This is a genomic window from Pseudomonas sp. TE3911 (assembly GCF_054062775.1).
This window is the reverse complement of record NZ_JBSSFP010000001.1, coordinates 4,614,631-4,630,799: the sequence shown is the minus strand read 5'-3', so window position 1 is coordinate 4,630,799 and position 16,169 is coordinate 4,614,631. Positions and strand designations below refer to the sequence as shown.

The following is a 16,169-nucleotide window of genomic DNA, read 5'->3' as shown; positions in this document are numbered from 1 at the left end:
CTAAAGTACGCTTCAGAAAGGCTCCGCAGGGCCGATGCATGTCAGATCTTTCTTTCTCCATTTGACCATCGGTGACCAATGTTCAACACCCGTTTGAAGCAGGAGCTGTCGGCTCTTCGCGAAGAATTGTCCAGCTTGCAGCAGGTTAAGGAGAGCCTGGAAAGCGAAATGTTGTGCCTGACGCTGGACGCCGAAGGTCGGGTGGAATGGGCGAATGCCAATTTCCTGCAGGAGCTGGCTTACCAGTCGAGCAATATTGTTGGGCGCCCCATCGAAGATTTGGTACCAGTTCATGTACGCAGGGATGAGTTCCAGCAGCGCTTCAACAACGCACTGCGACGTGGCGAGCACTTCGCTGGCACTGTGCGGTTGATGCGTGGCAATGGCCTGGAAGTGTGGCTGCGCTCGATCGTGCAGCCGGTGCGCAGTTCCGATGGGCGCATCAAGCATTTTTCGATTTACGCCAGCGACCTGACCCGCACCATCGAAGCATCGCGCGAGCATGAAAACCTGATTACTGCACTGGTGCGTTCCACCGCTGTGATCGAGTTCGACCTGGGCGGCCATGTGCTCACCGCGAATGATCGGTTCCTCGGCGGCATGGGTTACAGCCTGGCGCAGATCCAGGGCAAACATCACCGTATGTTCTGTGAGCCGCAGGAGTACAACAGCGCCGAGTACCAGAACTTCTGGAATCGTCTGAACAACGGTGAGTTCGTCGCCGCTCGCTTCAAGCGTGTGGACAGCCGTGGGCATGTGGTGTGGTTGGAAGCTACCTACAACCCGGTGATGGACGCCAATGAACGCCTGTACAAAGTGGTCAAGTTCGCTACGGTGATCACCGATCAGGTCAACCGTGAACAAACGGTGGCCGACGCCGCGAACATTGCGTACACCACCTCCCTGCAAACCGACAACAGCGCCCAACGCGGCACCACGGTGGTGACTCAGGCGGTGGAAGTGATGCGCGATCTGGCTACGCACATGCAACAGGCCGGTGAAGGCATTGAGGCGCTGAACGCGCAATCCCAGGTGATAGGCACCATCGTCAAGACCATCAGCGGCATCGCCGAGCAGACCAACTTGCTGGCGCTCAACGCGGCCATCGAGGCGGCGCGCGCTGGCGAGCAGGGCCGCGGTTTTGCGGTAGTGGCCGATGAGGTCCGCCAGTTGGCGTCGCGTACCAGCAAAGCCACCGAGGAAATCGTCGGTGTGGTGCGTCAGAACCAGGACATGGCCCGCGATGCGGTAGCCCTGATGACCGACGGCCGTCTGCAAGCCGAGCAAGGTCTGGCCCTGGCGGCGGAAGCGGGCACGGTGATTGTGGAGATCCAGGACGGCGCACAGAAGGTGGTCAGCGCTGTGGGGCAATTCGCTAACCAACTGTCGACCTGACCCGTAGGGCTCATGCTTGAGGTATCGTAGGTTTTTTCCGTTTAGAAGAGCCGATCCTCCATGAGCCCTGCCCACTGCCTCCCCGTTCCGCTGTCCAAGGCCTATCGCTTGCTCAACCACGGCCCGACCGTGCTGGTCAGTGCGGCCCACAACGGCCAGCGCAATATCATGGCGGCGGCCTGGGCCATGCCGCTGGACTTCGAACCGCCGAAAGTCGCTGTGGTGCTGGACAAGGCCACCTGGACCCGTCAGCTGTTGGAAGGCGCCGGCACGTTCGTGCTGCAGGTGCCCTGCGTGGCCCAGGCCGACCTGGTTCAGACAGTCGGCAATACCACCGGCACCGAGCGCGACAAGTTCGCCACGTATGGCTTGCAAACCTTCAGCGGTGAACACACCGATGCGCCCTTGCTGGAAGGCTGCGTAGCCTGGCTGGAATGTCGCCTGCTTCCCGAACCCCACAACCAGCAGACCTATGACCTGTTCCTCGGCGAAGTGGTCGCGGCCTATGCCGACGAGCGGGTGTTCAGTGAAGGCCACTGGCACTTTGAAGGTCATGATGAGTTGCGCACTTTGCACCATGTAGCCGGCGGCAATTTCCTAAGCATCGGCCAGCCGATTGTGGGGCGGCAGCTCTAAGCCTCACCAGCGTGCGTTTGCCAGCGCCTCGGCAAACGCCATCAATTTTGGCGAGTACTGCCGGGATGGCGGGTAGACCAACGAGATGCCCCGGCTGCGCCCGGCGACTGTCTCCAATACTGGCACCAGGCGTCCTGTGGCCAGGTCATCCCGCACGGCGAAATCCATTACCTGGGCAATGCCAAAGCCTCCCACGGCGCCGTCGACCATCGCATCACCGATATCAAAGATCAGCCGCCCCTCGACACTGACGTCCTGCACTTTGCCGTCGATCATGAATTGCCAATCCACCATACGGCCGGTACGTAAGTTGCGCACGGTGAGGCAGTGGTGGTCCTTGAGTTCATCAATTGTCTGCGGAGTACCAAAGCGCGCCAGATAGGCGGGTGCGGCAACGGTGATCCATCGCAGGGGTGCCAGGTTGCGGGCGATCAAGCGTTGGTCCTGGATTTCTCCGGTGCGCAACAACGCGTCGAAGCCTTCATCGACGATATCCACCAGGCGGTCGGTCATTACGGCTTCGATGCGCAACTCGGGGTAACGCAAGGTCAACTCGCCGATGACCGGCATCACCACCTTGCGGCCGAACAATGAAGGTGTACTGATTTTCAACAGGCCCGATGGGCTGCAGCGACGGTCGAGCATCAGCTTTTCGGTTTCGGCCAGTTCCGCCAGCAGCGGCGCGCTGCGCTCGTAGAGCATCTGGCCATCGGGGGTCAGGCTGACGCTGCGCGTATTACGTTGCAGCAGGCGCACGCCCAATTCGTTTTCCAGGCGTGAGATGGCGCGGGACAGGCCCGACTGAGTGAGCCCCAGATCACCCGCCGCACGGGTAAAACTGCGGGCTTCGGCCACGCGGACCAGTAGGCGAACAGCATTCAGATCCATGATTAAAGTCATTACTGAAAGAGTGGTAGGGCTATTTATCACTTGGCCCGCATAAAAGACACTGGCGGCACTTCATTTTCGGACAGGACGCTGTGATGTCTCCCTCACGACCTTCAGGCTGGATGCTGGCGTTACTGGCCACCGCTCAGTTGATCATCGCCCTTGATGCCACCATCGTATTTGTGGCGCTGCCGCAGATCGGCACTCACTTGGATTTCTCTGCCCAGCAATTGCAGTGGGTGGTCAGTGCCTACAGCGTAGCGTTTGGCGGTTTCTTGTTGCTGGGTGGCCGTGCCACTGACTTGTTGGGCAAGCGCCGCCTGTATCGCGTGGGCCAGTCGCTGTATGCGCTGTCGTCGCTGGCGGCAGTGGTCGGCGGCAGCGCGGTCTTGCTGGTGTTGGCGCGAGCAGTGCAGGGCGTGGGCGGCGCGCTGTTGTTCCCGGCGACCCTGGCGTTGATCAACACCCACTACGCCGAAGGGCCGGCACGCAACCGTGCGTTCGCGGTATGGAGCGCAGCGTCAGCCGCGGGTTTGGCGCTCGGCGCCTTGCTCGGCGGTGTGCTGACCCAGGTGTGGGGTTGGGAGGCGGTGTTTCTGGTCAACGTGCCGTTGGCTGGCGGTTGTGCATGGGCGGCGCGTTATTGGATTCCTGCCGATTGCGCGCGGGCCCACGGCCGTAATTTCGATATCAGCGGCGCGCTGACCGTGACCGTCGGCGGTACGTTGCTGGTGTTTTCCCTGGTGCAAGGCCCCGAGTGGGGCTGGGCGGCACCGTCGACCCTCGGTTGTATCGCCTTGGCTGTGGCATTGCTGGGGCTGTTCGCCTGGATTGAACATCGCGGCCGCGATCCGCTGATGCCGCTGCGCTTGCTGGCTTATCGAGAATTGCGCATGGCCATGGTACTGACGGCAGTGTTCATGAGCAGCTTTGGCGTGCAGTACTACTTCCTGGCGCTGTATTACCAGCAGGTCTACGGCTATAGCGTGTTGCAAGCGGGCTTGGCGTTTTTGCCGGCAACCTTGGTGTGCACATTTGGCATCTGGCTAGCGGAGCGCTCGATGGCGCGGCTGGGGCTGCGCAACACCTTGGTCAGCGGGCAATTGGCCGGCGCGGTGGGGATTGCGCTGGTGTGTTGGGCATTGCCCACCGGGGTGGGATTCTGGTCGCTGCTGCCGGGGATTTTCATCCTGAGCATTGGCCAGGGCATGACGTGGACGGCGATGTGGGTGGCAGCCGGGCTAGGCATCCGTCCTGGGGAGCAGGGCGTGGCGGCGGGGATGGCGTCTACCAGCCAGCAGATTGGTGGCGCGTTGGGGTTGGCGGTGTTGGTGTCGGTGGCCAATGCGGGTGGGATCGAGTTGGCGTTGTGGTGGAGTGCGGCGATTGCGCTGGTGGGAGCGGTGTTGGTGCTGGCGCTGAAAGAGCGCCATCCCATGTCGAACTCATCACAGCAAGCCCCCATTTAGAGTGCATGTTTAAAACGCTGACTCAGCGCCCGAGCATCTTCACCCACCGGGACGGCGGCATGCCGTAGGTGCTGCGAAACTGCCGGGTCATGTGGCTCTGGTCGGTGAAGCCGGCGATCAGCGCGGCGTCCACCAGCGACTGTCCCTGCGCCAGCAGACTGCGCACCAGGTCCAGCCGGCGCATCGTCAGGTAGCGGTAGGGGCTGGTGCCGAACAGCACGCGAAAATCCCGCGACAATGCCCAGCGGTCGCGGCCAGCGTGATCAGCGATTTCGTCCAGGGTGATGCTGCGGCCCAGGGTGCTGTGGATAAACTCCCGGGCGCGCTCGGCGGCTACGTAATCGAAGGTCTTACGGCTGACGATCGCCCCCGACGCATTGTTGAGCGCATGGGCCAGGTCGAACATCGCGTCCTGTTCCTGCAACGGGTCAATCGGATGATCGAGGTTCTGCAGCAGCACTTCGCTGGCGCGGAACAGCCTTGGGTCAGTGGATAAACCACTGGGGATAAACGGCAGCGGCTTGCCGCCGAGTATCTGCTGAATCAGTGACGGCTCCACGTAGATCATCCGGTACTTGAAGCCTTCGTCGCTGCCGGCGTGGCCGTCGTGGGTCTCGTCGGGATGAAGCACCATGGTCGTGCCGGGCAGGCTGTGGATCATGTCGCCGCGGTAGTGAAAACTCTGCACGCCAGACAAGGTACGCCCGATGGCGTAGGTGTCATGGCGATGGGGGTCGAACGCAAAGCCCGCAAAGTACGCCTCGATACGATCCAGGCCGCTGGCATGCGGGGCGCGGTGCAGCCAGTCGAGAGTGTGGCTAGGGTTGCCCATGGTGGCGTGTCACAAGAAGAGATGGAAATACGTTAACCCAGTCTGCAACCCTTGTCTGCCGGGGTCTTGTACGATTGTGCAGGCGATTGGCGAGGTCTATGCTCCTTGCTCGTCCCTGCGCTGATGGAGCCGCCCAATGGAAGTTATCAACCCCGCCTACGTGGCTCCCCTGGTCTCGCTGGCCCTGTTGTGGACGGTGGCGGTGGTCACGCCTGGGCCCAACTTCTTCAACACGGCACAGTTGGCTGCCAGTTGTTCGCGCCGCCATGGCGTGGTGGCTTCGGCGGGCGTGTCCACCGGCACGATCATGTGGGGGCTGGCGGGTGGCCTGGGCATCAAATCGCTGTTTACCGCTGCGCCCATGTTGTACCTGGCGTTCAAGATCATCGGCGGCTGCTACCTGATTTACCTAGGGCTGAAACTGTTCAAGCGCTCGGCACCGGCGATGGGCCAGAGCCTATTGCCGGATGACACGCGACGTTCGCTGTTTTCCGCGTGGCGCCTGGGGTTGTTGGGCAACCTGTCTAATCCCAAGGCCGCGTTGTTCGTCGCCACCATCTTCGCCTCCACCATGCCGCCGTCTCCGTCGCCGATGCTGCTGACCCTGGCGGTGATCACCATGGCCAGCTTGTCGTTCAGTTGGTATTCCTGCGTGGCGTTGGTGTTTTCCAGTGCGCGCATGGCCAACCTCTACAGTCGCTCACGCAAATGGCTCGATCGTTTTGCCGGTGGTTGCTACGTGTTGTTCGGCGCACATCTGGTAGCGAATCGCTGACCGCCCGTGGTAAGAAGCCTTACTTTCAACAGTGAGGCGAGTCATGAGCAAGGTGCGGGTGGGGATTATTTTTGGTGGTCGTTCGGCTGAGCACGAGGTCTCGTTGCAGTCGGCGCGCAATATTGTCGATGCACTTGACCGTGCACGCTTTGAGCCGGTCCTGATCGGCATCGACAAGGCCGGCCACTGGCACCTCAACGACACCTCGAACTTCCTGATCAACCAGGAAAACCCGGCACTCATCGCCCTTAACCAATCCAACCGCGAACTGGCGGTGGTGCCCGGCAAAGCCAGCCAGCAGGTTGTGGAAACCTCCGGCAACGGCCTGCTGGCACACATCGACGTGATCTTCCCCATCGTCCACGGCACCCTCGGCGAAGACGGCTGCCTGCAAGGCCTGCTGCGCATGGCTGACTTGCCTTTCGTCGGCTCCGACGTGCTCGGCTCGGCAGTGTGCATGGACAAGGACATCAGCAAGCGCTTGCTGCGCGACGCCGGCATTGCCGTGACGCCGTTCATTACCCTGACCCGCAGCAACGCCGCGCGTACTTCCTTTGAAACTGCGGTGAATAAACTCGGCCTGCCGATGTTCGTCAAACCGGCCAACCAGGGCTCTTCGGTGGGTGTGAGCAAGGTTGGCAACGAGGCCGAGTACCACACCGCCGTTGAACTGGCGCTGGGGTTTGATCAAAAGGTGCTGGTGGAATCCGCCGTGCGCGGCCGCGAAATAGAATGCGCGGTGCTGGGTAACGAAAACCCCGTCGCAAGCGGCTGCGGCGAGATCGTGGTGAGCAGCGGTTTCTACTCCTACGACAGCAAATACATCGACGGCCAGGCGGCCCAGGTGGTGGTGCCGGCTGATATCAGCCATGAAGCCAGTGAGCGTATTCGCCGCTTGGCCCTTGAAGCGTTTGACGTGCTCGGCTGCGCAGGGTTGGCGCGGGTCGATGTGTTCTTGACCGACGACGGCGAAGTGCTGATCAACGAAATTAACTCACTGCCCGGCTTCACCCGCATCAGCATGTACCCCAAGTTATGGCAGGCGGCGGGGATGAGCTACAGCGAGTTGGTGAGCCGGTTGATTGAGCTGGCGTTGGAGCGGCATGCGGGGCGTAAGGGCTTGAAGATCAGCCGCTAACGGATGGGGTAAATACCTGTGGCGAGCCCGCTCGCCACAAGGGGGCGTAGGTTCGTCAGGGTTTACGAGCAATCCACGAATAAATCAACGTCTTCGCTTCCGCCGGGTGATGGGTTCTCCTGCGATAGCTGGCAAACGTCGGCGAGGTGCAGTAAGTGCATACCTCGCTCACGTCGATCTGCTCTCGCTTGATACCCGCCGCTTGCAGCAACAACAACCCATAGCCGCTCAAGTCAAACCATGCGCTACCTGCTTGCCTTGCATGGGGCGGGCTAATTTCCGGTGACCGCAGCGGTGCCGGTTGCTCCAAGCTCCACGGTGCCAGGCCGTGTTGCCACAGGTGCCCCTGGTCAATCTGGAACTCGGCGATAAACCCTTCGCTCACCTCATAACAGCACGGCTTGATCGAAGGGCCGATACCCACTTGCAACTGGTTGGCTGGTATCCCCTCGGCGGCAAAGCGCTGCATGACGTTGGCGATAATCCCGCGTTGCAGCCCCTTCCAGCCGCCATGTACTGCGGCGACCCGTTCGCCCGTTTTCGATGCGAACAGAATGGGCAGGCAATCTGCGGTGATCACCGCGATCGGGTGAGCGTGGTGCGTCAACACACCATCGGCCTCGATCGTGTTGGGTACCTGGCCCGCCTGCCATTCAATCACTGAGGCGCTGTGCACTTGCTTGCAGATGAACACGTCATCCGGGCGCAGTGGGTCATCTATCGAACAGAAACCGTGGTCGATGCCAGGGATGGCAGCGAGATTTTCAGCCTGATGCAAGGGATCACCTCCGTTCAATAAAGTCAGTCGCCGAGCGCTTCGCCTTCGCGACGAGGGTCGGCGCCACCGCTCAGCGATACCTTGCCCTGGGCGTCCCGCTTGAGCACGATGGCCTGTATGCCGCTGGTCATGTCGATCTCGCTCAGTGCATGGCCCTTGTCCTTCAACGCCTGCTTCAGCCCTGGGCTGAACAAACCGGCCTCCAACTCGGTAGCGCCATTGCGACTGCCGAAGTTGGGCAGGCTGATGGCGGCTTGGGGGTCGAGGTTCCAGTCGAGCATGGCCACCAGGGATTTGCTCACGTACTCGATGATTTGGGAGCCGCCCGGCGAACCGACCGTGGCCAGCAACTCACCGCTCTCGCGGTCGAACACCAGGGTCGGCGCCATGGCCGAGCGCGGGCGTTTGCCGGGTTGTACGCGGTTGGCTACCGGCTGACCGTTTTCTTCGGGGATGAATGAGAAGTCGGTCATCTGGTTGTTGAGCAAAAAGCCCTGGACCATCACATGGGAGCCAAACGCGGCTTCCACCGTGGTGGTCATCGACACGGCGCCGCCCATGTCGTCCACGGCCACCACTTGGGAGGTGGAAATGCGCAATGGCGAACGGTCCGGCGCGTAGGCCACTTGTATGCCCGCAGGCTGGCCTGGCTTGGCGATGCCCATGCTGCGCTCACCGATCAGCGCGGCGCGTTGGGCCAGGTAGTTGGGCGCGACAAGGCCGGCGGTCGGCACCGGCGTAAAGTCTGAATCAGCCAGGTACAGCGCGCGGTCGGCGAAGGCCAGGCGACCGGCTTCGGCGATCAGGTGCACGGCCTCGGGCGTCGGCTCAAACCCGGCAGGCAACGCGCTTTTTATCGGTGTCATCGGTGCGATAGCCAGGCGCGGGTCGCGGGCTTCCAGGGCCTGCAACGTACCAAGGATCTGCGCGACCGCAACCGCGCCTGACGACGGCGGCGGCATGCCACAGATTTTCCAGCGTTTGTAGTCGGTGCACAGCGGTTCGCGCTCCTTGGCGGCGTAACCCTTCAGGTCGGCCTGGGAGAGGCTGCCCGCATTGCGATTGCCCTGCACTTTGCGCGCAATTTCATCGGCAATCGGCCCGTGGTACAGCGCGTCAGGGCCCTCGTTGGCGATGCGCTTGAACACGGCGGCCAGCGCCGGGTTTTTCAGCAGCGTGCCGGTGGCTTTGGGTGTGCCATCGGCATTCAGAAAGTAGGCGGCCATCTCCGGCGATTGCGCAATAAATCGGTCAGCCGCGATCAGGCTGTGCAAGCGTGGTGAAATGGCGAAGCCCTGTTCCGACAAACGAATCGCTGGCTCAAACAGCTCGGCCCATCGCAGTTGACCGGTCTTCTTATGGGCCATCTCCAGGGCGCGCAGCACACCGGGCGTACCCACCGAGCGCCCGCCAATCTGCGCGTCGGTGAAGGTCATCGGTGTGCCGTCGGCGTTCAGGAACAACCGCTCCGTCGCGCCTGCCGGCGCCGTTTCCCGACCGTCATAGGCGTGCACCTTTTTCCCGTCCCACAGCATGATGAACGCGCCGCCGCCAATGCCGGAGGATTGCGGCTCCACCAAGGTCAACACCGCCTGCATGGCGATCGCTGCATCAATCGCCGAACCGCCTTTGCGCAACATCTCGCGCCCGGCTTCGGCGGCCAGCGGGTTGGCGGCGGCGGCCATATGGCGTTCGGCGTGTTGAGTGATCAGATCGGTGCGATAGCCCGAGCCCAGCTCCGGTGCCGGCGGCTGTTCGTTGACCGGGGTGTGACAGGCCGCAAGGGCCAGGGCTGCGGCAATAACCGACAACTGACGGCGAGAAATCGAAAGCACGTGCTGAACTCCGTTCATTTTGAGAATGATCTGTTGTCCTTGGGGGCAGCGGTTTACAGGTGCGTCGCAGTGAGCACTCCGTGTGTGGGGAGGCTGGACACTAACAGTGGCAAAGGAGGGCGTCAAAAGCGGCCTACCCTGGGATAGGCCGTGTGGCTCAAGTGATCAGAAGTCCCAGCGGGTGGTCAGCATGAAGTGACGCGGCGCGCCGTAGATGGCGGAGTTATAGAAACCCACGTTGGTGTAGTAGTACTTATCGAATACGTTATTCAGGTTCAGCGTCGTCGACAGGTTTTTGGTGAATTGGTAGCGCGTCATCAAGTCCACCACCCAATAGGACTCCTGGGAAAACGCGTCCGTCGTTCCTTTGGGACCGTTGTAGATGTCCTGCCACACCGTGTTCTGCCAGCGCAGGCCACCGCCGACGCTGACTTTGTCCAGATCGCCCTTGAGCTTGTAGATGGTGAACATGCTCACCTGGTCCTCGGGCTCGAAAGTCGAGATTTTTTTGCCGGCGTCGTCGCGCACCACTTTGTGGGTGTAGCCGCCCTGCAACTGCCAGCCGGGGGCGATTTCGCCGGACAGCTCCAGCTCATAACCCTTGGTCGTCGCGTCGGTGCCCTTGAAGGCAAAGTTGGGCGGGGTTGGGGTCTGGTTGTTGTATGCATCGTCGGGCAGGGAGCGGTTGCTTTCCTTGACTTCGAAGTACGCCAGGCTGGCGTTCAGGCGACCGTCGAGGAATTCGCCCTTGAGGCCCACTTCATAGTTCTCGCCTTCGTCCGGGTCGATCAGCTTGCGGTTACGGTCGAGGTTGTAGCTTTCCTGGGGCATGAACACATCGGTGTAGCTGACATAGGCCGACAGGTTGTCCGTGAGGTCATAGATGGCCCCGGCATAGGGAATGAAGCGCCCGGTCTCTCGGTAGGTGTCAGTGGTGCCGGTCAGGGTGTAGTCGACCACGCGCCCGCCGAGCAACAGTTTCAGATCGTCGGTGAGGTTCCAGCGGGTGGTGACGTACATGCCGGTCTGGCGAATGGTGTCGTCGATGACTTGTGAGGCCACGCCCCAGTCCGGCTTGGCCAGGTTGCCGTGCCAGTTGAAGTAGTCGACCAGGTTGGCCGTGGGGAAGGTTTCGTCCCAGTAGCCCTTGCCCTTCCAGTGGGCGGTGCTGATGGAGCCGCCGACCACCAGGTCGTGTTCGCGACCGAGGAAGTTGAACGGACCGCTGAGGTACAGGTCGGCGGAATCGCTGGTGGTCTCGCCTTTGTAGCGCTGGGCGTTAATGTCGGCAGTGCCATCCGCTGCCGGCTGGTAGAACTGGATCGCACCCATCTGGGCATCGTAGCCATTAAGCTTATGGTCCAGTTGCAGCTTGGTGACCCAGCCGTCGCCGAGGTCGTGCTCCAGGTTCGCGAACACCGTGCGGGTGTATTGCTGCCAACTGCTCCAGTCGGTGGCATTACTGAAAGACCGCTTGGCGTCGTTGAGCGCACCCGAATAGTTGAACAGCGGGAAACTGCCGGACCAGGTCGAGCCTTTGGGTTTGCTGTCCTGATAATCGGCGCCCACGGTGAGCAGGGTGTCGGGCGATAGATCGAATTCGAGGATGCCGTAGAACACTGAGCTTTTGTTGGAGTAGCGGTCGATCCAGGACTTGTTGTCCTGATATGCCGCTACCGCCCGCCCGCGCACATTGCCGGTTTCGGTCAGTGGGCCGCTGACGTCCACTTCCGTGCGGTAGTGATCCCAGGTGCCCGCCGCGGTGGTGATATGGCCGAGGAATTCCGACGTGGGTTTCTTGCGTACCAGGTTGATGGTGCCGCCCAGGGAACCGGCGCCGCTGAGCAGGCCAGAGGCGCCTTTGAGTACTTCGACACGGTCATAGATCGCCATGTCGCTCAGGGTGTTGCCAGCCGAATAGGCCACGTTGCGCACGGCCGAGGGGATGCCGTCGTACTGGAAATTGTTGATCGAGAAACCGCGCGAATAGTAGTTGCTGCGGTCGGTGTCGTAGGCCGAAACGGTGATACCGGGCGTGTGGCGCATCACGTCGTCAACGCTGTCGAGGGCGAAGTCATCCATGTGCTGGCGCGTGACGACGCTGATGGACTGTGGTGTTTCCCGGGGCGTCAGTACCAGGCGCGTAGCCGTGGCGATGGTCCCCGGGGTGTAGGAGCCAGTGCCTTCGGTGACGGTGCCCAGTTGGTTGCTGATCACCGTGGTGGTGCCGAGTTGCAAGGCCGCGCCCGGTTGTTCGGTGCGGTTCAGTATCACCGCGTTGGGGCCGTTGGGCTCGAAGCTCAGGGGCGTGCCTTTGAGCAGTTGGGCCAGCGCTTCCAGGGCGGTCATGCGGCCGCTGACGCCGGGGGATTCGACGCCCTGAGCGAGGTCCGCCGCGTAGGCAATTTGCAGCCCGCTCTGCACACTCAATTGATCCAGGGCATTGACCAGCGACTGACGCGCTATCGCGAAGCTGCGGGTGTCCGCCGCTTCGCGAGTGGCTGGCTGGCCTGCTGGCTCCACCGCAACCGCCGGGCTGCACGCCAGGCAGATGGCGAGCGCGAGCATGCTGCGGGCATGGGTCGGATTGAGTGTTGGAAAGTGCATGTGAGCCCCGTTAGAAATAGGAATGATTTGCAAAGGCAAAGTTCTTGACGGGTTGAACCTTCGAAAGCCGTAAAACTTTTCGAAGGTATCGGGGCTCTGTGTCAGCGAATCACCAGGATGCCACCGGGCAGTCGCTGGGCGTGGGTGGACGTGACTTTACTCAACGCCTGTACGATCGCCAGGGGATCGTCCAACTGATAATTCCCGCTGACCCGCTCACCGGCGGCGGCATCGTTGAATAACAGGATCGGCGCCGGGTAGTAACGCTGGATCTCTTTCAGCACCTGCACCAATGGCGCGTTCTGGAATGACAGTCGCCCGTTGATCCAGGCCATCTGCCGTTCACTGCCTTCCAGGGACAGCGGTTGCAGTTGACCATCTCGTAGCTGTTGCCAGTTACCCGCCTGCAGCAGGCTCTGCTCGCCCTTGCGGTTGGCGAAGCGCACCTGGCCTTCGCGCACGGCGACAGTGACCTCCGAGTCTCGCTGGCTGACGCTGAATTGCGTGCCGACCACGGTTACGCTGGCCTCGTTGGTCTCGATGCTCAGTGGGCGTTTAGAGTCGTGGGCGGCCTCGACGTAGAGCTCGCCACGCAATAGCTTGATGCGCCGCTGGGCGCCGTCGAAGGCGGTGCTGATTGCGCTGTGGCTGCCCAGCACGATGTGAGAGCCATCTTCCAGGTCAAAGCGTTCCAGCTGCGCGACGTCGGTCATGTGATCGGCTTGCAGGCGCATCGGCACGTCGGCCATCCAACCGATGCCCAGTGCGAGCAACAGGGTCGCGGCGGCAGCCACAAAACGTGTCTTGGGAGGCTTGGCGGTTACCGGGGAAGAGGGCAACTCTAGGTCGACGGCGAGGTCTTTCAAGGCTTGTTCGAAGGCGCGGTTTTCCCACAGCGTCTCCACTTCGGCATAGGCGGTGGCGTGCAGGGGATCGGCCGCGCGCCACTGCTCAAAGCGCTGACGGGTGATGAGGTTGCGCGCACTTTCATCGCGCAGGGCGAACCAATCAGCCGCCTGCTCACGTACTGCTTCGGGAATGACGGGACGGTCAATCATGGTAGGTCGTTTGCTTGACGCAGGCAGTGAGGGCTTGGCGCAGGTCTTTTTCCACCGTACTCAACGACACCTGCAGGCGCTGGGCGATCTCGCCTTGGGACAGGTCGTGCAGTCGATGCAATACCAGGATTTGTTGCTGGCGTTTGGGCAAGGTAGCGAGCACCTGTTGAAACCGCTGCAGTTGCTGCTGGCCCTGAGCCTGGCTCTCCGGTCCGGGTGCCATTGTGGGCACCTCGACAACCAGGCTTTCGGCCAAGTGGCACTCGTAGCGCCTTTTACTGCGCACACTGCGCAAATGATCAAAGGCCAGATACTGCGCAGTTTGATAAAGAAACGGCTTCAAGTGTTCGATCGGGCGGGTGTACAGCGCCTTAGCTACCTTCAGATAGGTTTCCTGGGCCAGGTCCTCCGCCTGGCTCGAACAGCCGACGACGCGCGACAGCATACGGATTAACGCACTGCGCTGCCCGATGAAAACGGCGCTGAGTTTTTCCTGATCCCCTGGCGTCCCTGTCTCCATGGCCCCTGATACCTTGATGCTGCATTGCGCGGATAGCGGGCATACTAATGAGAAGCTGTCTCATTTGATAGGGTGATGGAAGATTTGTTTGTCGACGCGTCAGCCTAGTCGCAACACCATCGCCCCGGCGGCAATGATGCACGCGGCCACGATGCGGGCGCGGGTCAACTGCTCTTTGAGCACCAGCGCCGAGATCACCACGCCAAACAGAATCGAGGTCTCCCTGAGCGCCGCAACCGTGGCAATGGGGGCCGCGGTCATAGCCCACAGCGCCAGGCCATAGGACGCGACGGTTCCGAAGCCACCTATCACGCCGGGGCGCCAGTGACGCGCCAGATAGCGGCTGAATTCGCGTCGACGGCGGGCCAATGCCCATGCGCCGAGTGGGATGCCGGTCAACAGGAATATCCACAACGTGTAGGCCGCCGGGGCACCGGATTTGCGCACACCTATTCCGTCGATGAGGGTGTAGCCCGCGATGACAGCCGCGTTAAGCAGCGCAAGGAGTATCCCTTTACGCTGACCGGCTGAAGGGGCTGCTGCCATGCTCAAAATACCGATGCAGATCACGGCAATGCCGAGCCAGGCAAATGCGGACAAGGATTCGGACAGCAGCCCTAAGCTCGCCGTCGCCACCAGCAACGGCGCGGTGCCCCGCATGATCGGGTAGGTCTGGCTCATGTCGGCAACGCGGTAGGTCGAGGCGACCAGTACGAAATACAGCACCTGGAATATCACCGACGCGCCGATGAAGGGCCAGCTTTGCGTCGCAGGCACTGCCAGGAACGGAATGACCGCCAGCGCGATCAGTGAAGCGAAGGACGCGATCATGCACGTGGTCAACAGCTTGTCGTCACCCCCCTTGACCACTGCATTCCACGTGGCATGCAGCGCAGCGCCCAGCATGATGATTACGAACACATCAAGGCTCATGAAGGGATGTCCTGTGGGGTTCAGCGCCGCGTCGTGGAGGTAGACCGTTGCGAGTATGCCTCAGCACTTTTCTACAGGCATAAAAAAACGGCCTACCTTTCGGTAAGCCGTTTTTAGTACTTGGTGGCTACACAGGGACTTGAACCCCGGACCCCAGCATTATGAATGCTATGCTCTAACCAACTGAGCTATGTAGCCAAGTGGCGCGCATTATTCGCGCAGAACGGGAATGCGTCAAGCATTTTTATTAAGAATTTTTCTACGCTTTCAATTGTTTATCGAAAATGGTCGTGTTGGCTGGCCGTAGGCGGCGTCTACACAGGTATGGGGCTGGGCAACGTGCGGATGATTGCCGGGGGATTGCTCGGGCGGATGTTTGGTTTTACCGGGATGACGGCGCTGCTGGGACACCGGGCGGATGATGATGACATCAAGTGGGTTTACACACTGGGCTCGGTCTTTACGCTGTTTGGGAGATTGGCGCTCTTTCTTGCGCGCATGCAAGAGGCCTGATTCGGTTGGGCAAATATCCCTGTCGCCCAACGTTTGGCTAGTCAGCCAGATTTAAGGTTGAAAAGGGTTGTGGGTGGCGCGCTTGAGCTGTTCGCGTGCACGCGACAGACGGGAGCGAACGGTACCGATAGGGATATCCAATACGTTGGCCGTATCCTGGTAACTGCCGTCGGTTTCCAGCGAGGCGTACATCGTCTTTCGCATTTCCGTCGGCAAATGGTCGATGGCGCTCAGCGTGTTCTCCAAGCGGCGGTTGATCTCAAATTCCCAATCCAGGTTGTTGGTTTCCTCGTGGCCATGCCACAACGACTCATCAAATTCGCAATGTACGGGTTTGGCGTACATGCGCCTGAAGTGATTGCGGATCAGGTTCTGTGCGATGCCGCACATCCAGGTGCTAAGCGAAGCATTCCCGCAGAATCGCTCGCGGTTGCGCCAGGCTTCCAGGTACGTGAGTTGCAGAAGATCATCCGCATCTTCCGGATTGAGTACGCGCTTGTGAATGAAACGTTTGAGTTTTTTTTGCTGGTCGTCTGTCAGGTGAAGCATGAATTGAGGTGAACTGCCAACGAGCTGAGCTAAAGCTCCGATAGGGATATTCATGATTTTTTTCCTTAGGGTAGACGCAGTCGAGCGGGAGTCGACAGCACCCTTTTGCACTCCCTGTGCCAAAAGAAAAAAATCGTAAGTTATTGATTTATTTATATAAATATTTTTAATCGTGACGATTTCACGCAGTACTTTGCATGGAGCACGGAAGGCTCGTGCAAATTTTTTCACACGGTGTGTGCG

15 protein-coding genes, 1 tRNA gene and 1 pseudogene are annotated in these 16,169 nt (G+C 60.7%); 7 read left to right on the top strand and 10 right to left on the bottom strand.

The window, feature by feature from the left end; all coding sequences use genetic code 11:
* Positions 1-78: 78 nt before the first annotated feature.
* The 3 genes and pseudogenes from ACVWXD_RS21110 to ACVWXD_RS21100 form a co-directional block, all read left to right on the top strand.
* Positions 79-852 (top strand): annotated as a pseudogene (locus tag ACVWXD_RS21110) (PAS domain-containing protein); the annotation flags it as partial.
* A 111-nt stretch (positions 853-963) separates the two neighbouring features.
* Entirely contained in the window at positions 964-1,395 is a 432-nt protein-coding gene (locus ACVWXD_RS21105; protein WP_371926554.1) for a methyl-accepting chemotaxis protein, read from the top strand.
* 60 nt (positions 1,396-1,455) lie between these two features.
* Complete coding sequence (locus ACVWXD_RS21100) at positions 1,456-2,031, top strand: flavin reductase family protein (RefSeq protein WP_457371299.1); 576 nt, start codon at positions 1,456-1,458, stop codon at positions 2,029-2,031.
* A gap of 3 nt (positions 2,032-2,034) precedes the next feature.
* On the opposite strand, the gene ACVWXD_RS21095 is transcribed toward ACVWXD_RS21100, so the two are convergent.
* Positions 2,035-2,919 carry a LysR family transcriptional regulator gene (locus ACVWXD_RS21095; RefSeq protein ID WP_032886062.1) on the bottom strand — a complete coding sequence of 295 codons (885 nt, stop codon included), beginning with the start codon at positions 2,917-2,919 and terminating at the stop codon, positions 2,035-2,037.
* Positions 2,920-3,041: 122 nt separating this feature from the next.
* On the opposite strand from ACVWXD_RS21095, the gene ACVWXD_RS21090 reads away from it, so the two are divergent.
* A complete protein-coding gene (locus tag ACVWXD_RS21090) occupies positions 3,042-4,388 on the top strand; it encodes an MFS transporter (RefSeq protein ID WP_260367775.1) in 1,347 nt (448 codons plus the stop codon).
* A gap of 22 nt (positions 4,389-4,410) precedes the next feature.
* On the opposite strand, the gene ACVWXD_RS21085 is transcribed toward ACVWXD_RS21090, so the two are convergent.
* Positions 4,411-5,220, bottom strand: coding sequence for an AraC family transcriptional regulator (locus ACVWXD_RS21085; protein WP_122764703.1), 810 nt, complete (start codon positions 5,218-5,220; stop codon positions 4,411-4,413).
* Positions 5,221-5,356: 136 nt separating this feature from the next.
* On the opposite strand from ACVWXD_RS21085, the gene ACVWXD_RS21080 reads away from it, so the two are divergent.
* Positions 5,357-5,995: a LysE family transporter gene (locus tag ACVWXD_RS21080; RefSeq protein ID WP_095183754.1), complete on the top strand. Its 639-nt coding sequence runs from the start codon at positions 5,357-5,359 to the stop codon at positions 5,993-5,995.
* A 43-nt stretch (positions 5,996-6,038) separates the two neighbouring features.
* Positions 6,039-7,133, top strand: a complete 1,095-nt coding sequence (gene ddlA, locus ACVWXD_RS21075) for a D-alanine--D-alanine ligase (RefSeq protein ID WP_095183755.1) — start codon at positions 6,039-6,041, stop codon at positions 7,131-7,133.
* Between the two features lie 55 nt (positions 7,134-7,188).
* On the opposite strand, the gene ACVWXD_RS21070 is transcribed toward ddlA, so the two are convergent.
* The 7 genes from ACVWXD_RS21070 to ACVWXD_RS21040 all read right to left on the bottom strand — a co-directional run bounded on the left by ACVWXD_RS21070 (position 7,189) and on the right by ACVWXD_RS21040 (position 15,062).
* Positions 7,189-7,911 carry a polyphenol oxidase family protein gene (locus tag ACVWXD_RS21070; protein ID WP_181642885.1) on the bottom strand — a complete coding sequence of 241 codons (723 nt, stop codon included), beginning with the start codon at positions 7,909-7,911 and terminating at the stop codon, positions 7,189-7,191.
* A gap of 23 nt (positions 7,912-7,934) precedes the next feature.
* Positions 7,935-9,764, bottom strand: a complete 1,830-nt coding sequence (gene ggt, locus ACVWXD_RS21065; protein WP_032886074.1) for a gamma-glutamyltransferase — start codon at positions 9,762-9,764, stop codon at positions 7,935-7,937.
* Positions 9,765-9,911: 147 nt separating this feature from the next.
* A complete protein-coding gene (locus ACVWXD_RS21060) occupies positions 9,912-12,353 on the bottom strand; it encodes a TonB-dependent siderophore receptor (RefSeq protein ID WP_081797674.1) in 2,442 nt (813 codons plus the stop codon).
* Between the two features lie 101 nt (positions 12,354-12,454).
* Positions 12,455-13,411: a FecR family protein gene (locus ACVWXD_RS21055; protein ID WP_401383178.1), complete on the bottom strand. Its 957-nt coding sequence runs from the start codon at positions 13,409-13,411 to the stop codon at positions 12,455-12,457.
* The gene (locus ACVWXD_RS21050) at positions 13,404-13,931 is read right to left on the bottom strand and encodes an RNA polymerase sigma factor (RefSeq protein WP_099601919.1); all 528 of its coding nucleotides are present in this window, start codon (positions 13,929-13,931) and stop codon (positions 13,404-13,406) included. Before ACVWXD_RS21050 ends, ACVWXD_RS21055 begins: the two co-directional genes overlap by 8 nt.
* A gap of 99 nt (positions 13,932-14,030) precedes the next feature.
* The gene (locus ACVWXD_RS21045) at positions 14,031-14,852 is read right to left on the bottom strand and encodes an EamA family transporter (protein ID WP_338104068.1); all 822 of its coding nucleotides are present in this window, start codon (positions 14,850-14,852) and stop codon (positions 14,031-14,033) included.
* A gap of 133 nt (positions 14,853-14,985) precedes the next feature.
* Positions 14,986-15,062 (bottom strand) — tRNA-Met (locus ACVWXD_RS21040).
* On the opposite strand from ACVWXD_RS21040, the gene ACVWXD_RS21035 reads away from it, so the two are divergent.
* Complete coding sequence (locus tag ACVWXD_RS21035) at positions 15,030-15,377, top strand: hypothetical protein (RefSeq protein WP_457371298.1); 348 nt, start codon at positions 15,030-15,032, stop codon at positions 15,375-15,377. The genes ACVWXD_RS21040 and ACVWXD_RS21035 overlap by 33 nt on opposite strands.
* Positions 15,378-15,428: 51 nt before the next feature.
* On the opposite strand, the gene ACVWXD_RS21030 is transcribed toward ACVWXD_RS21035, so the two are convergent.
* Positions 15,429-15,980: an RNA polymerase sigma factor gene (locus tag ACVWXD_RS21030; protein WP_032886085.1), complete on the bottom strand. Its 552-nt coding sequence runs from the start codon at positions 15,978-15,980 to the stop codon at positions 15,429-15,431.
* Positions 15,981-16,169: the final 189 nt, after the last annotated feature.

Coding starts and splice junctions, on each gene's coding strand:
- ACVWXD_RS21105 (WP_371926554.1), top strand. CDS start 964: ATGCGCGATCTGGCTACGCACATGCAACAGGCCGGTGAAGGCATTGAG.
- ACVWXD_RS21100 (WP_457371299.1), top strand. CDS start 1,456: ATGAGCCCTGCCCACTGCCTCCCCGTTCCGCTGTCCAAGGCCTATCGC.
- ACVWXD_RS21095 (WP_032886062.1), bottom strand. CDS start 2,919: ATGGATCTGAATGCTGTTCGCCTACTGGTCCGCGTGGCCGAAGCCCGC.
- ACVWXD_RS21090 (WP_260367775.1), top strand. CDS start 3,042: ATGCTGGCGTTACTGGCCACCGCTCAGTTGATCATCGCCCTTGATGCC.
- ACVWXD_RS21085 (WP_122764703.1), bottom strand. CDS start 5,220: ATGGGCAACCCTAGCCACACTCTCGACTGGCTGCACCGCGCCCCGCAT.
- ACVWXD_RS21080 (WP_095183754.1), top strand. CDS start 5,357: ATGGAAGTTATCAACCCCGCCTACGTGGCTCCCCTGGTCTCGCTGGCC.
- ddlA (WP_095183755.1), top strand. CDS start 6,039: ATGAGCAAGGTGCGGGTGGGGATTATTTTTGGTGGTCGTTCGGCTGAG.
- ggt (WP_032886074.1), bottom strand. CDS start 9,764: ATGAACGGAGTTCAGCACGTGCTTTCGATTTCTCGCCGTCAGTTGTCG.
- ACVWXD_RS21060 (WP_081797674.1), bottom strand. CDS start 12,353: ATGCACTTTCCAACACTCAATCCGACCCATGCCCGCAGCATGCTCGCG.
- ACVWXD_RS21055 (WP_401383178.1), bottom strand. CDS start 13,411: ATGATTGACCGTCCCGTCATTCCCGAAGCAGTACGTGAGCAGGCGGCT.
- ACVWXD_RS21050 (WP_099601919.1), bottom strand. CDS start 13,931: ATGGAGACAGGGACGCCAGGGGATCAGGAAAAACTCAGCGCCGTTTTC.
- ACVWXD_RS21035 (WP_457371298.1), top strand. CDS start 15,030: ATGCTATGCTCTAACCAACTGAGCTATGTAGCCAAGTGGCGCGCATTA.
- ACVWXD_RS21030 (WP_032886085.1), bottom strand. CDS start 15,980: ATGAATATCCCTATCGGAGCTTTAGCTCAGCTCGTTGGCAGTTCACCT.